General features: G+C 57.3%; 15 protein-coding genes. 13 read left to right on the top strand and 2 right to left on the bottom strand.

Features of this window, described 5'->3' with window-relative positions; all coding sequences use genetic code 11:
- The first annotated feature begins 26 nt into the window (after nt 1-26).
- The 5 genes from C6362_RS00285 (at nt 27) to dprA (ending at nt 3620) form a co-directional block, all read left to right on the top strand.
- Nucleotides 27-371 (top strand): histidine triad nucleotide-binding protein, encoded by a 345-nt coding sequence (locus C6362_RS00285; RefSeq protein ID WP_014016409.1) that lies wholly within the window; start codon nt 27-29, stop codon nt 369-371.
- Nucleotides 368-493, top strand: coding sequence for a hypothetical protein (locus tag C6362_RS12040; protein ID WP_014016410.1), 126 nt, complete (start codon nt 368-370; stop codon nt 491-493). The genes C6362_RS00285 and C6362_RS12040 overlap by 4 nt, the downstream gene beginning before the upstream one ends.
- Before the next feature lie 107 nt (nt 494-600).
- Nucleotides 601-972: a YraN family protein gene (locus C6362_RS00280; RefSeq protein ID WP_014016411.1), complete on the top strand. Its 372-nt coding sequence runs from the start codon at nt 601-603 to the stop codon at nt 970-972.
- 4 nt (nt 973-976) lie between these two features.
- On the top strand, nt 977-2491 hold the full coding sequence (locus C6362_RS00275; RefSeq protein ID WP_014016412.1) for a YifB family Mg chelatase-like AAA ATPase: 1515 nt from the start codon (nt 977-979) through the stop codon (nt 2489-2491).
- A gap of 13 nt (nt 2492-2504) precedes the next feature.
- Complete coding sequence (gene dprA, locus C6362_RS00270; protein WP_014016413.1) at nt 2505-3620, top strand: DNA-processing protein DprA; 1116 nt, start codon at nt 2505-2507, stop codon at nt 3618-3620.
- Here dprA and C6362_RS00265 read toward each other — a convergent pair.
- Nucleotides 3615-4373: a BUD32 family EKC/KEOPS complex subunit gene (locus C6362_RS00265; RefSeq protein WP_232501458.1), complete on the bottom strand. Its 759-nt coding sequence runs from the start codon at nt 4371-4373 to the stop codon at nt 3615-3617. The two genes, dprA and C6362_RS00265, sit on opposite strands and share 6 nt — an antisense overlap.
- A gap of 231 nt (nt 4374-4604) precedes the next feature.
- Between C6362_RS00265 and C6362_RS00260 the strand changes: the two genes are divergently transcribed.
- From C6362_RS00260 to C6362_RS00225, 8 genes are all read left to right on the top strand, one after another.
- On the top strand, nt 4605-4823 hold the full coding sequence (locus tag C6362_RS00260) for a hypothetical protein (RefSeq protein ID WP_014016415.1): 219 nt from the start codon (nt 4605-4607) through the stop codon (nt 4821-4823).
- 127 nt (nt 4824-4950) lie between these two features.
- Complete coding sequence (locus tag C6362_RS00255) at nt 4951-5235, top strand: HMA2 domain-containing protein (RefSeq protein WP_014016416.1); 285 nt, start codon at nt 4951-4953, stop codon at nt 5233-5235.
- Between the two features lie 2 nt (nt 5236-5237).
- The gene (locus C6362_RS00250; protein WP_014016417.1) at nt 5238-5888 is read left to right on the top strand and encodes an HMA2 domain-containing protein; all 651 of its coding nucleotides are present in this window, start codon (nt 5238-5240) and stop codon (nt 5886-5888) included.
- 3 nt (nt 5889-5891) lie between these two features.
- On the top strand, nt 5892-7985 hold the full coding sequence (locus C6362_RS00245) for a heavy metal translocating P-type ATPase (RefSeq protein ID WP_014016418.1): 2094 nt from the start codon (nt 5892-5894) through the stop codon (nt 7983-7985).
- Between the two features lie 271 nt (nt 7986-8256).
- Nucleotides 8257-8547 (top strand): DUF2325 domain-containing protein, encoded by a 291-nt coding sequence (locus tag C6362_RS00240; protein WP_014016419.1) that lies wholly within the window; start codon nt 8257-8259, stop codon nt 8545-8547.
- 23 nt (nt 8548-8570) lie between these two features.
- The gene (locus C6362_RS00235) at nt 8571-8807 is read left to right on the top strand and encodes a FeoA family protein (RefSeq protein ID WP_014016420.1); all 237 of its coding nucleotides are present in this window, start codon (nt 8571-8573) and stop codon (nt 8805-8807) included.
- An 18-nt stretch (nt 8808-8825) separates the two neighbouring features.
- Complete coding sequence (gene feoB / locus C6362_RS00230) at nt 8826-11261, top strand: ferrous iron transport protein B (RefSeq protein WP_014016421.1); 2436 nt, start codon at nt 8826-8828, stop codon at nt 11259-11261.
- A gap of 138 nt (nt 11262-11399) precedes the next feature.
- Nucleotides 11400-11585, top strand: a complete 186-nt coding sequence (locus C6362_RS00225; RefSeq protein ID WP_014016422.1) for a hypothetical protein — start codon at nt 11400-11402, stop codon at nt 11583-11585.
- 40 nt (nt 11586-11625) lie between these two features.
- On the opposite strand, the gene C6362_RS00220 is transcribed toward C6362_RS00225, so the two are convergent.
- A complete protein-coding gene (locus C6362_RS00220) occupies nt 11626-12657 on the bottom strand; it encodes an alpha/beta hydrolase (protein WP_014016423.1) in 1032 nt (343 codons plus the stop codon).
- Nucleotides 12658-12712: the final 55 nt, after the last annotated feature.

Below are 12712 nucleotides of genomic sequence, written 5' to 3'. Positions count from 1 at the left end.
CTTACACAACAAAGGAGGAATTTATCATGGAAGACTGCATTTTCTGCAAGATCGTTGCCGGGGAAATCCCGAGCACCAAAGTTTGGGAAGACGATGATTTCTTCGCCTTCAAGGACATCAACCCGGTCGCCCCGGTCCACGTCCTGGTCATCCCTAAGAAGCATATCCAGAGCATCGCGGCCCTGACGCCGGACGATGCCGATGTCGCCGGCAAGATGCTCTTCGCCATCCAGAAAGTCGCCCAGGTCATGGGTCTCGACAAGGACGGCTTCCGCGTCGTCTTCAACACCGGTGAAAAGGCCGGCCAGACGGTCCATCACATGCACGCCCATATCTTAGGCGGCAAGGAAATGGCTTGGCCCGGCGTATGAGTACGCAGCGGGGACAGAAGCCCCGGCGCCAGGTGACGATGACGCCGGCCGTCCTGACCCGCATCATCGCTATCGTCCTGCTCATCGGTATCGTCGCGTTCCTGATGATTCACAAAATTTAATCTTCTTCTCAGAAAAAAAGGCCCGGAAGGGTCTTTTTTTTATGTATTTTTAATCTTTCTCTGCTACTATGGGGGTAATTGGAATCAAGAGAGAAGGGGGACCCGCCATGGAGAAGAAAGCATTAGGTTATTATGGAGAACAGGCGGCGCTGGCTTATGTGCGCCACGAGAAGGGCTATCACGTGCGCTGCTGCAATTACCGCAACCGCCTGGGGGAAATCGACCTCATCGCCGAAGACGGCCATACCTTGGTCTTCATCGAGGTCAAGACGCGGACGACGGCCGCTTACGGCCTGCCCTGTGAGGCCGTGGAACGGAACAAGCGCCGCAAGATCACCCGCGTTGCCTCGGCCTACCTGGCCCAGTTCGATCTTTGGGAGCGGCCGTGCCGGTTCGATGTCATCGAGGTCTGGCCCGATGACCAGGGGGAACCCGTTATCCGCCACCTCGTCCACGCCTTCCAGGCAGAAAGGCGGTGAGGCTGTGTTCGCGCGTATCTACGGGGCGGCGACGTTGGGCCTGAACGGCCATGTCATCGCCGTCGAGACGGACATCTCCAACGGTCTGCCGTCGTTCGACCTGGTCGGTTTGGCCGCGACGTCGGTGAAAGAGGCCAAAGAGCGGGTCCGGGCAGCCGTCAAGAACAGCGGCTATGAATTTCCCATGCGCCGCCTGACGGTCAACCTGGCGCCGGCCGACCTCAAGAAGGATACGGCCGGTCTCGACCTGAGCCTGGCCGTGGCCATCCTCGTGTCGAGCGGCCAGATTCCCGAAGAGGTCTGCGAAAACTGCCTCTTCCTGGGTGAACTGGCCCTGGACGGTCGCATCCGCCCGGTGAACGGCATCCTGCCCATGGTCCTGGAAGGGGCGGCCCAGGGGATGAAGACGGTCTTCGTCAGCCGGGACAATGCCGCCGAAGCCCTGCTCTGCCCGGACCTTACGGTCTATGGCGTCGGGACTCTCTGCGACGTCGCCGGCCATTTGACGGGCGAGAAGGCGTTAGAGGCCGCCCGGGCCGCACTGCCGGACCCGGACCTGCCCGATTACGACGTCGATTTTTCCGAAGTCCAGGGCCAGGCCGAAGCCAAACGGGTCCTGGAAATCGCTGCGGCCGGCGGCCATAACGTCCTCATGATCGGACCGCCCGGGAGCGGCAAGACCATGCTGGCCAAGCGCATCCCGACGATCCTGCCGCCCATGAATGAAGCCGAGGCCCTGGAAGCGACCAAAATCTACAGCGTCGCCGGTCTCCTCGGGAAGGGCCGTCTCCTGCAGCAGCGGCCCTTCCGCAGCCCGCATCATACCATTTCCATGGCCGGCCTCGTCGGCGGCGGGTCCATCCCCAAGCCGGGCGAAGTGACCCTCAGTCATCACGGCGTCCTCTTCCTCGACGAACTGCCGGAATTTCCCCGGTCGGTCCTGGAAGTCCTGCGCCAGCCCCTGGAAGACGGTGTCGTCCATATCGCCCGTGTCCAGGCGGCTCTGTCCTATCCGTCGCGCTTCGTCCTGGTAGCCGCCATGAATCCCTGTCCCTGCGGCCGTTACGGCTTCGATGAAGGCTGTATTTGTTCAGAAAGCGAGATACGCCGCTACACCCATAAGATTTCCGGCCCCCTGTTGGACCGCATCGACCTCCACGTCCGCGTCGAGCGGCCGGCGTACCAGGAACTGATAACCCGGCGGAAAGCCGAATCGTCGGCAGCCATCCGCTCGCGGGTCCTGTCGGCGCGCCGTCGCCAGCAGGAGCGCCTGGCGCCCTATGGCTGCACCTGCAACGCCCACATGGGCCACCGGGAGATACGGGCGACGTGCCAATTGACCGAAGCAGCCCAGCAGCTGCTGCGCGAAGCCTTCGACGTCCTGCGCCTCAGCGCCCGCAGCTACGATCGGATCATCAAAGTGTCCCAGACCATCGCCGACCTGGCCAAAGAGCCGGTCATCGCCAAGGAACACGTCGCCGAAGCCATCAGTTACCGCAATAAGATGCAGCAGCCATGAAGGAGGGAAGACTGTGAACCATGAAACGATGTACGCCGCGGCCCTCCAGTCCCTCAAGGGCTGCGGCAGCCGCCGCCTGCAGGCCCTCCTCGACGTCTGCCGCTCGCCGCGCCGGGCCTGGGAAGCCGTCTGGGATGAGGATTTGCGGCGCCGGACGGGAATCCCGGCCAAGATATTTTCCCAGCTCAGACAAGAACGAAACGTTTTTGACTGGGACCGATTCCAGCATCAGCTGGATTTCTATGGCGTCCGGCCCCTGGCCCTGTGGGATGACGACTATCCGGCGTGGCTGCCCTTCACCGCCCAGCCGCCGCTGGTCCTCTTCTGTCAGGGAACGATGGGCCGCGACAGCAGCAGCCTCGCCATCGTCGGCTCGCGCAAGGCCAGCCCTTACGGCCTGAACGCGGCGGAGTCACTGGCTGCCGAACTGGCGGCCCAGGGCTTTACCATCATCAGCGGCGGTGCCCGGGGCATCGACACGCGGGCCCACCGGGGCGCCCTGAAGGGGAAGGGGCGCCCCGTCGTCGTCGCTGCCAACGGCCTGGACCGGACTTATCCCAGGGAAAACAAGGCCCTGTTCCGGCAGGTCGTCGAGAACGGCGGCGCCGTCATTTCCGAGTATGCCTTTGGCGTCGAGCCGCTGTCCCGGAATTTCCCGGCCCGGAACCGAATCATCGCCGGCATGGCGGCGGCGACGATCGTCGTCGAAGCAGCCCTGCGCAGCGGCTCCCTGATTACGGCCGACCTGGCCCTCGACGAAGGGCGCGACGTCTTTGCCATGCCGGGCAGTGTCTTTTCCGAGACCAGCCGCGGGACGAACCACCTCTTGCAGCTCGGCGCCATTCCCTTGACCTGCGTCGACGATGTAATCCGGGAATTTCGCCGCCGCGGCTGGCAGGGACCGGAAACCGTCGCTGAGGCAGCAGCACCCAGCCTGAGCCCGGCTGAACAGGCCGTCATCGACGTCATCCCCTTCGACCGGGCGGCGCCGGTGAGCGAGCTCCTGGAAAAGACGGGCCTGGCCGTCGCCGACCTGCTGCCCATCCTCCTGGCCCTGCAGATGAAAAAAGCCGCCGAGGAATTGCCTGGCGGCTACATCCGCTGTGCGGCGGCCTTTTCTGTCTTATAAGGCGGCGATATAGGCTTTGGCCTTGTCTACGGAGACGACGTCGATCCAGCCGAAGGGGGTCAGGGCGTGACACACCGCGAAGAGGGTGTGGTGGTCTGCGATGAAGGCTTTCAGCGCCATGAAGACCTGGTCGCTGCCTTCGACGCTGCCATAACCGGCGACAGCCGCATCGATGAGGGCGTTGTCCGGCCATTCTTCGCGGAAACAGCTGTGCAGGAAGAGGAACAGGTCCAGGACCGGTGCCGGCGCGTCGACGAATTTCTTTTCGTTTTCCCAATCGAGGAGGGTAATCGTCCCGTCTTCCCGGTCGTAGGCGATGTCCCGCAGGGCCGGCCGGCCGTGGTGCAGTCCGGCGGCGTGGAGACGGGCCAGGCCCTGGCCGGCTTTTTCAAAGGCCTCCTGGCGGACGTCGGCATATTCTGCTTCTTTGGCGACGCCCTGCAGGGTCTTGCCGGCCGCTTCCATGACGAAGAAGTCTTCATCCAGGAGGACCAGTTTCGGCGCCAGGCGCAGGCGGGCGTTGACGGTCATGATCTTATAGGCTTCGCACCAGAACGCGGCAGACGGGTTCTGTTTGGCAAAGGCATTGCGGCCGTTGCCCCTGCGGCGTTTGATGAAATACTTTTTATTTTCAAATGAAAGCGATAAAACCCGCTTGTCCGGGTGTTCGGCAATGGCAGACTGAACGGATTTTAAGAGAGACTTGTTGAACAAGAAAGTCACACCTTTCAAAATATTAAGATACAATTTCATAATTTACAGTTTCTATACCTGGAAGTATTTCTATATTATAGCAAATCCGGCCGGGAAAATAAATGGGGAACCCAGTAACATAGCGCAATCAGGCGATATAGGATGATTTTATGTTTGCAATAATAACAAAATGCACTAATGAAATTGATAAGTACTATTGACACGTGAAGAAAAGCACTTTATAATAATAGCTGTAAATGAATATCAATATTTTAAAGGGAGATGTGTCGTATGTTTCAGAATACAGATTTTTGGATTGGCTTAGGTATCGGTGTCGTCGCCGGCGTCTTCGGTTACAAATTGATGTCTGAACGGGAACAGCAGCTCATGGCTCTGCAGCAGCCGGCTGCCGGTGCTATGACCGCGTCGGTTCCCCTGGCTGAATTGCAGCGTCAGAAAGAAGAATTGGAAGACATGATTGCAGCCCAGGAAGCCGCACAGGCGAAATAAGTTTGTAGTGAAGGCCTTTGCGTTTTCACTTGCTGAAAACTAAAAACTACAAACTTCAAACTCAAGAAGAGGCCGTCTTGGATGACGGCTTCTTTTTTTTAGGAAAAAAACAGGAAGGACTGCTTGTATGATTATTCCGACGTCGAAATGGGACCTCATCATGAGATCTGTTACTATTTCGTCTTACTTGCCGGGCCGTATCCGCCTGTACAGCAAGAAACTCGTCGGCAATGCTGATTTGGGCCGCAAGGTCTATGCCTACATTGCCAGCTATAAAGAAATCGATAAAGTCGATGTCAATGTCCTCACGGGTTCTGTCTTGATCACGTATCGTCCGCAGGTCCTGCGGGCCAACCGGGAACTCGTCCGGGTAGAAAATTATATCATGAGCCACGTTGAAAGGAGAAGGTAATTATGTCTTATGCCTCAGGTTTTATGGTGGGCACGTCGATTGGCAAAGCCGTATACGATATGTTCCACAATAAGAAGGGCAAAGCGGCTGCCGCAGCTGCGCCCGCCGGTGTATGCCGGTCTCAGGTCCAGGCGGCAAAGCCTGCCGCTGCTGTGCCCCATTTTGCCTGCGTTTCTGTCTTGAAAGGACGCCGCCGTTACCGTGCGGCCGCCCTCGTTGGCAATGCGGAATTGGCTAAATTGATCGAAGAAAAAGTCAGCACCCTGCCGGATGTCCAGTTCGTCCAGGTCAGCGCCGTTACGGGCAGCATCTTGGTCTTCGCCCATAGCGAAGGGACCTTGGATAAATTGGAAAACTTTTTCCGCTTCCGCCTCTTTCCAAATGCCGTAGAAGGCCTTGTCGGTGCCGTCTGCGATGCCGGACAGGCTGAAGCCGGGAAAGCGGAATCGGCGACGTATTTGAAGGCTGTCCAGGATACGGCCGACGTCTTCAGTCAGGCTATTTTTCGGAAAAGCAAGGCCTTCCTGGATTTGCGGACCCTGATCGCCGTAGTCCTGACCCTTCGCGGCCTGCGGAAGACCGTATTCCTGGGTCAACGCCCGACAGGACCGCAGATGCTGTGGTGGGCCCTGTCTTTATTGAGGAGGCGTTAAGTCATGTACATGCGCAATACGATCTTCCTGAACAGCGAGCTCCCCAGCCGCCTGCGGCCTGTCCTGAGTGTCAAGCTCCGCCAGGTCCGGGGCATCGTCTCAGCTGTTGTCGAAGAAAAGAAGGTCACTGTCTACTATATGGGACGGCTGGACCTGCGGGCGCTCCAGCTCTTCGTCCGCGCTTTTGAAGAAAAATATGGCCGCAAGAAAGAAGCCAAGAACGACGATATGGACGTCGCCACGTACCGCCGGGAAGCGATTATCTCCGTCGGCGGCTTCATCGCCATGAACATCCTGCGCAAGGTCAATCCGGAATTTTACGGGTCGATCCTCTTGTTTCGCCGATTATTTACCTTATATATTGCACGCCGTTACATTAAGAACGGCATCCTGGGCCTCGTAAAAGACCATCAGGCCAATGCCGACACGCTGACGGCGACGGCTGTCGCTGCGTCCGTCCTGGCCGGCAAGCCCGAATCGAGCCTGACCCTCCTGGCCCTGTCGAACGGCGCCGAAATGATGACCGAATACGCCGCCGAAAAGGCACGCCGTCAGATTTCGGGCCTGCTCAAACTAGACCAGCGCGACGTCTGGCTCGTCGAAAACGGCCATGAACGCAAGGTCCCCGTCGAATCGCTGAAGCGGGGCGACCTCATCGCCGTCCACCTGGGCGAAAAGATCTGTGTCGACGGCAGCGTCGTCAGCGGCAATGCCGCCGTCAACCAGGCGTCCATTACGGGCGAATCGAACCCGGCCATCAAGCAGGAAAAATCGCCGGTCTATGCCGGCAGCGTCATCGAAGCGGGCGACCTGGTCATCCGCGTCGAGAAGGTCGGCGCCGATACGTCCCTGGCCCAGATCATCCACCTCGTCGAAGAAGCCCAGACCCGCCGGGCACCGGTCCAGAACTTTGCCGATAAGATGGCCAATCTCCTGGTTCCTATCTCCTTCATCGGCGCAGCCATCGTCTACGGGGCGACCAAGGACTGGCAGCGCGTCCTCAATCTCTTGTTCATCGACTTCTCGTGCGGCCTGAAATTGTCGACGGCAACGGCCATCTCGGCCGCCATCGGCGTGGCAGCCCGCAAGGGGATCCTCATCAAGGGCGGCAACTACATCGAAAACCTGGCCGACATCGACACGGTCGTCCTCGATAAGACCGGGACCATTACCATGGGCGTCCCGCAGATCGACCATATCGAAACGGTCGAAGGCGTCGATGATAAAGAAATGATCCTCCTCGCCGCTTCGGCAGAAATGCACTCGGTCCATCCCCTGGCCGTAGCCGTCCAGAAATACGTCAATGCCCAGGGCTGGCAGACGCCGCCGCACGCTTCGTCGGAAACGGTCGTCGCCCGCGGCATGAAAGCTGCCGTGCCGGACTTTGAAGGCTACGAAGGCGGGGACGTCCTCGTCGGCAGCCGCCGCTTCATGACCGAAGAAGGCGTAGAAGGCATGCCGGCCACGGACAACAAGACGTGGGGCAAGAACCTCTTGTACATCGCCCGCAATGGCCGGTATCTCGGCTTTTTGGTCATCCAGGACCCGGTCCGTCCGGGCATGAAGAAGACCTTGAACCGCATGCGCCGCCTGGGCATCGACGAAGTCGTCATGCTCACGGGGGATTCCAAGGACGTCGCCGCCGAAGTCGCCCGCGACATGGATATCGACTCGTATCATGCCGAAATCCTGCCGGAAGACAAGGCCAATTACGTCATGAAAATGCAGAAGCGGGGCAACGTCATGATGGTCGGCGACGGCATCAACGATGCGCCGGCCCTGGCCTTTGCCGATATCGGCGTCAGCCTCGGCGGCAACAAGACGGACATCGCCGCTGAATCGGCAGCCATCACCATCCGCTCTGAAGACCCGTCGAAACTGTACGATGCCCTGTACATCGGGCGGGAAACGATGCGGGCCATCAACCAGAACTTTACGGCTACCATCGTAGTCAACTCGGCAGCCATGCTCCTCGGCGCCTTAGGGAAGATCAGCCCCCTCTGGGCCGCTGTCATCCATAACACAGCCACCCTGGCCGTCGTCCTCAACAGCGTCCGCATCCTCAAACCGGCGCGGACCATCCGCCGTTCCGCATAGTAAGGGCTCGCCCATGCCCATATTTGTAGGGGCTCGCATGTGGCGAGCCCGTCAGGTATATGTAAGCTGTCTGTGAACGGATTGGCGTGAACGGGCGCCCCTAAAAAGGGACTTGTCGCAAAACGACAAGTCCCTTTTTTATAAATGAATTTCAATAACATCTATTGACAGACTATGTGAAAAAATATATAATGTTTTTGGTAATGAAATATATTATCATAAAAGAAGGGATGTGTGAGTATTATTTACGGAGCTGAAAGGAGCGAGGTAAATGAGTGTCGTCATCGTAGGTGGAAATGATTGTATGGTTTGTCGTTATAAGCGTATCTGCAAAGAATACGATTATAAGGCCAAAGTCTTTACACAAGTACCGAGCGATTTCAAGTCGAAAATCGGATCGCCGGATCTTGTCGTGTTATTTACCAGCACCGTGAGCCACAGTATGGTCCGCTGCGCCATCAAGGAAGCGCAGCGCAAGAACGTCGAAGTCGTCCGTTCCCATACGAGCAGCTCGAACGCGCTGAAGAGCATATTAGCCGCCCGGACGGAAGAAGCCGTCTGAGGGCCAGAAAAGGGGAGTTAGTCATGAAAATTGTTTCATTAGCCGAAATGAAAGTCGGCCAGTCGGGCGTCGTCGAAGCCTTAGAAGGGCGGGGGAACATCCAGCACCGCCTCGTCGACATGGGCGTCGTCAAGGGCTCGCACATTACGGTCTTCAAAAAGGCCCCGCTTGGAGACCCTGTCGAAGTCAAAGTCAAAGGGTGCGCACTGGCATTGCGTATGAATGAAGCGGCCATGATTTCCGTCGCTGTTGAATCATAAAGGGGGTACATAGTAGTCATGGAAAATGCAGCAAAAATCAAGATTGCCCTGGCCGGCAATCCGAACTGCGGTAAAACGACGATTTTTAACAACATTACCGGCGCCAAACAGCACGTCGGCAACTATCCTGGCGTTACTGTTGAAAAGAAAGAAGGCCATCGCACCTTCAACGGCAAGGACCTGCTCTTCGTCGACCTGCCGGGTACATACAGCCTGACGGCGCGGTCCCTGGACGAAGTCGTCGCCCGTAACGTCATCATCAATGAAAAACCGGACATCATCGTCAACGTCCTCGATGCGTCCAACCTGGAACGTAACTTATATCTGGCGGCACAGCTTGTCGAACTGGGCCGGCCCATGGTCATCGCCCTGAACATGATGGATATTGCCGACCGCATGGGCATCAAAATCGACTTCAAGAAACTGGGACAGCAGCTCGGCGCCGTCGTCGTGCCCCTTGTCGGCAGCAAGAACATCGGCACGAAAGAATTGCTCGACGCCATTTCCGGCACGCAGACGAAGGACCTGGTCAATGCCAAAGTCGATTATGGTCCCGACGTCGAACCGGCTATCGCCAATTTGACCGATGCCATCGAAAAAATGGGCATCATCAAATATCCGGTCCGCTGGCTGGCTGTCAAGCTCTTGGAAAACGACTCTGATGCCGTCGAAAAAGTCCGTGCCATGGAAGGCACCCAGTCCATCCTGGCCCTGGCTTCGACCCTGCGCGATTCTCTGACCAGCAAGATTGATTTGGATTTTTATTTCGCTCAATGCCGATATCAATTCGCAACAGACGTATTTAATAAATCGATTATCAATGTCGGTTCCAGCGACTCCTTATCCGATAAGATCGACAGTGTCTTGACTCATCGCTATTTAGGGATTCCTATTTTCCTGGCCCTCATGTGGCTCATGTTCGTCGTCGTCATCAACGTTGGCGCTTACCCACAGGGATGGCTCGATACGGGCTTTTCCATGCTCGGCGACTGGTGCAGTGATGTCATCGAAGATGAACAGCTCCGGTCTCTCGTCGTCGACGGCGTCATCGGTGGTGTCGGCTCCGTCCTATCCTTCGTCCCGCTTATCGTCCTCTTGTATTTATTCATCAGCCTTCTCGAAGATACGGGCTATATGGCCCGCGCCGCTTTCCTCATCGACCGCGCCATGCGTGCCCTGGGGCTGCACGGCAAGTCCTTTATCCCCATGATCCTCGGCTTTGGCTGCAACGTACCGGGCATTATGGCCGCTCGTACCTTGGATAACGAAAAAGACCGTCTGGTCACAATCCTGGCCTGCCCGTTCATGAGCTGCGGCGCCCGCCTGCCCGTATACACCCTGCTCATCGCTGCTTTCTTCGGCGCTTCCGGCCACGGCGGTACAGTCCTCTTCGGCATTTACCTCTTAGGCATCGTTATTTCCATCTGCGTCGCCCTGGTCCTCCGTCACACGACCTTTAAAGGGGAACAGGAACCGTTCGTCATGGAAATGCCGCCGTATCACATTCCGACCTTGAAAGGCGTCCTCATGCACATGTGGGAACGCACGGTCTTGTACCTCAAGAAAGCCGGTACCTTCATCCTCGGTGCCTCTGTCCTGGTTTGGTTCCTCACAGCTTACCCGGTGGATGTCGATTATTCCCAGGATTTCGATGCCGCTAAAGATCAGGTCACAGCCGAAATGGAACAGAAACAATCTGACATCCTCCAGTCCTATGGCCTCAGTGCTATCGAAGACAATGACGCCTTGAATGAGATGTATGAATCCATGGTCGCCGCCGCCGATGAAGCCGCTGACGAAGCCGATGAAAACGAAGCCGATACGGGCAACGCCTTGAACCCGGCTGCTGCTTTGAGCTCCGTTGAAGACCAGGTCAAAGACTCTGAAAATGCAGAAGATAACCTCTTCATGGGCAAATACCCGCAGAGCTTCGCCGATCTCCAGGAACAGAATCCGGCCGTCTTCGCCCAGGCCCTGCCGCTCTTCGATGCCAAAGCCGATGCGGACGACGAAACGTCTAAGCTCGAAGATCAGCAGAATGCTGAAAAATTGGAACAGTCCTATGCGGCCCGCCTCGGTCACTTCGTAGAACCGGTCATCGCACCGCTCGGCTTCGACTGGAAGATCGGCGTAGGCCTCATCGCCTGCACGGCTGCTAAAGAAGTCATGGTCTCCACGCTGGGTACGATTTACAGCGTCGGCGGGGACGATACTCATGAATCGGGCCTCGTCGCTTACCTCAGAGATGATCCGGACTTCAACCAGGCCGTCGCCCTGTCGCTCATGGTCTTCGTCCTGCTCTACATGCCGTGCGTCGCTGCCATGGCCGTCATCAAACGTGAAACGGGCTCGTGGAAAATGCTCCTCGCCAGCAACGGCATGTGCCTCGTCCTCTCGTACGTCCTGGCCTTCGTCACCTATCACCTGGCCCTCATGGCCGGCCTCGGCGCCTAAGCCTTGAAACAACCCCTTCCATAACGTATAATGTTAGTGGCCTGCCTCCCCTCATAGGGGAGGTGGCCCAAAGGGCCGGAGAGGTTGCTCTCACAACTAATAATCGCTAATTTGCTAATCCCGGGAGGAGGTATATCTATGAGTCCTGCAACCATCATCGTCGCTATCGTCGTCCTCATGGCCGTAGCGTACTTCATCCATCATATCCGTGGTCTGTTCAACGGAACCACCAGCTGCTGCAGCCATTGCTCCGGCAGCTGCTCATCCAGCAGCAAAACAAAAACGGGAGGCAACTCGAAACTGCCTCCGTGCTGCCAGAAATAGCATAAGAAAAGAGGCTGTCGCACGTGCGACAGCCTCTTTTCTATTTTTTCAAATACGAATCGAAGAAGGTCGTGATGATGTCGAGTACTTCTTTTTGGTTCCAGTAGATGCCGCCATGGGCCGCGCCTTCTACCAGGTAGCGTTTTGACGGGACATGATGTTTCTGGAGGGCCTGGAAGAGCAGGTCCGTCTGGCTCGGGGAAACGACGGTGTCATTCGTGCCGTGCATGAGCAGCAGGGGCGCACTGGTCTGGGAAATGTACGTGATGGGGTTGGCCTTTTGGGCGCCTTCCGGATTGGCCAGGATGCCGCCGTCGTGGCCGCCGAATACGGCAGAGCCGTTCACCCAAAGGGCTTCGGTGGCGCCGGCCGATCGGTGGGCTTTTTTCACGGAATCATTATAGTCATCGCCGATGCGGGTCAGGTCAGAGAGGCCGTAGAGGTCGACGGCGGCTTTGACGTCGCTGCCGACCTGGAGATTATCGCCTTTGTCGAAGGTTTTCGTGCCGCTGGTCGTCGCCGCCATCGCCGTGAGATAGCCGCCGGCACTGCCGCCGATGATGCCGATTCGTTCCGGGTCGATGCCGAATTGGTCTGCATGGGCTTTCAAATAGCGGATAGAGGCCTTCACATCTTCCAGGGGTTCCGGGAAGCGGGCCGTCGGTGCGACACGGTACTGGATGGAAGCGACGACATAGCCCGCTTCGGCCAGGTGCATGCGGAGCTGGATGCCATTGTCCTTATTGGCGTTGATGAAGCCGCCGCCTGTGACATAAACGATGGCAGGCAGTTTCGCAGCTGATTTCGGCTGAAGGATGTCCATCTTCATGGCCACGTTGGGGTAGCCCCGCATGGGGACTTGTTCATATACGACATCGGAAATCTGATTGATGACCGGTGTCTTTACCGGCACGGATAGCTTCGTGCTTTCTACTTTTCCCGGCATGTCTTTCGTCGCCGAGTCGACGTTTACCTGGGTGGCCATGGCATTGCCTCCTATACACATCAACCCCATCAAGGCCAGGGTTAGCAGCTGTTTTTTAGATTTTTCCTTGCCTTTGAATATTTGCATGCATATTTCTCCTTACATTTTTTCTTCATTATAGCATATTATTTTCATTTGTTAG

The organism is Megasphaera elsdenii DSM 20460, from assembly GCF_003010495.1.
GTDB classification, from domain to species: domain Bacteria; phylum Bacillota; class Negativicutes; order Veillonellales; family Megasphaeraceae; genus Megasphaera; species Megasphaera elsdenii.
This window is presented reverse-complemented; position numbering and strand designations above follow the sequence as displayed.

Bases quoted from the DNA above. Each gene is read 5' to 3' on its own strand.
- C6362_RS00225 (WP_014016422.1), top strand. From the start codon at position 11,400: ATGAGTCCTGCAACCATCATCGTCGCTATCGTCGTCCTCATGGCCGTA.
- C6362_RS00245 (WP_014016418.1), top strand. From the start codon at position 5,892: ATGTACATGCGCAATACGATCTTCCTGAACAGCGAGCTCCCCAGCCGC.
- C6362_RS00220 (WP_014016423.1), bottom strand. From the start codon at position 12,657: ATGCAAATATTCAAAGGCAAGGAAAAATCTAAAAAACAGCTGCTAACC.
- C6362_RS00255 (WP_014016416.1), top strand. From the start codon at position 4,951: ATGATTATTCCGACGTCGAAATGGGACCTCATCATGAGATCTGTTACT.
- C6362_RS00235 (WP_014016420.1), top strand. From the start codon at position 8,571: ATGAAAATTGTTTCATTAGCCGAAATGAAAGTCGGCCAGTCGGGCGTC.
- C6362_RS12040 (WP_014016410.1), top strand. From the start codon at position 368: ATGAGTACGCAGCGGGGACAGAAGCCCCGGCGCCAGGTGACGATGACG.
- C6362_RS00285 (WP_014016409.1), top strand. From the start codon at position 27: ATGGAAGACTGCATTTTCTGCAAGATCGTTGCCGGGGAAATCCCGAGC.
- feoB (WP_014016421.1), top strand. From the start codon at position 8,826: ATGGAAAATGCAGCAAAAATCAAGATTGCCCTGGCCGGCAATCCGAAC.
- C6362_RS00280 (WP_014016411.1), top strand. From the start codon at position 601: ATGGAGAAGAAAGCATTAGGTTATTATGGAGAACAGGCGGCGCTGGCT.
- C6362_RS00260 (WP_014016415.1), top strand. From the start codon at position 4,605: ATGTTTCAGAATACAGATTTTTGGATTGGCTTAGGTATCGGTGTCGTC.
- C6362_RS00250 (WP_014016417.1), top strand. From the start codon at position 5,238: ATGTCTTATGCCTCAGGTTTTATGGTGGGCACGTCGATTGGCAAAGCC.
- C6362_RS00265 (WP_232501458.1), bottom strand. From the start codon at position 4,373: ATGAAATTGTATCTTAATATTTTGAAAGGTGTGACTTTCTTGTTCAAC.
- C6362_RS00240 (WP_014016419.1), top strand. From the start codon at position 8,257: ATGAGTGTCGTCATCGTAGGTGGAAATGATTGTATGGTTTGTCGTTAT.